Annotated in this window: 1 protein-coding gene; it reads left to right on the top strand. The window is 73.1% G+C overall.

The features are described from left to right. Positions 1-965: HAD-IC family P-type ATPase (locus QK442_RS36195; protein WP_282698388.1), on the top strand; the 965-nt coding region annotated here is incomplete at both ends.

The following is a 965-nucleotide window of genomic DNA, read 5'->3' as shown; positions in this document are numbered from 1 at the left end:
AACATCGGCGAGTTCCTCCAGACCCTCACCCTGCGCCGCACCCGCCGCGCCATCGAGGACCTCCTCACCATCGGCGACGAACGCGTCTGGCTGGTCCGCGAGGAAGGCGTCGAGATCGAGGTCCCCCTCGAACAGCTGGAGCCCGGCGACACCGTCGCCGTCTACGAGCACCACCGCATCCCCGTCGACGGCCACGTGACCGGCGGCGAGGCCCTGGTCGACCAGGCAGCCGTCACCGGCGAGGCGCTCCCCGTGTACGCCCGCGAAGGCGCCCACGTCTACGCCGGCACCATCGTCACCTCCGGCTCCCTGACCGTCCGCGCCGACTCCGTCGGACGCGACACCACCGTCGGCCGGATCATCACCCGGGTCGAGGAGGCCCAGACCGACCGGGCCCCCATCCAGACCGTCGCCGCCCGCTTCACCCAGCGCTTCGTCCCCGTCTCCTTCGCCCTCGCGGCCCTCACGTACGCGGTCACCCGCGACGCGCGCCGGGCCATGACCATGCTGCTGATCGCCTGCCCCTGCGCCGCGGGCCTGGCCACCCCGACCGCCATCAGCGCCGCCATCGGCAACGGCGCCCGCCGCGGCACCCTCATCAAGGGCGGCACCCACCTGGAGGGCGTCGGCAGGGTCACCGCCGTCGTCTTCGACAAGACCGGCACCCTGACCTTCGGCAAGCCCCTGGTCACCAGCGTCGTCACCCTCGGCGAACGCTTCGGCGCCGACGAGGTGCTGAGCCTGGCCGCATCCGGCGAGCTCCACGCCCGCCACCCCCTGGCCCAGGCCATCGTCGCCCACACCGAGGAACAGCACCTGCACGTCCCCCTCCACCAGGCGTGCGAGGTCGTCCTCGGCATGGGCATGCGCGCCGAACTCGACGGCACCCGCCTCCTCGTGGGCAGCCCAGCCCTCCTGCGCCGCCACGGCATCGAACTCACCGACGCCGCCCAGAACTGGACCGA

Origin of the sequence: Streptomyces sp. CC208A (genome assembly GCF_030010625.1) — a bacterium.
In the GTDB taxonomy this organism is placed as follows: domain Bacteria; phylum Actinomycetota; class Actinomycetes; order Streptomycetales; family Streptomycetaceae; genus Streptomyces.
This window is presented reverse-complemented; position numbering and strand designations above follow the sequence as displayed.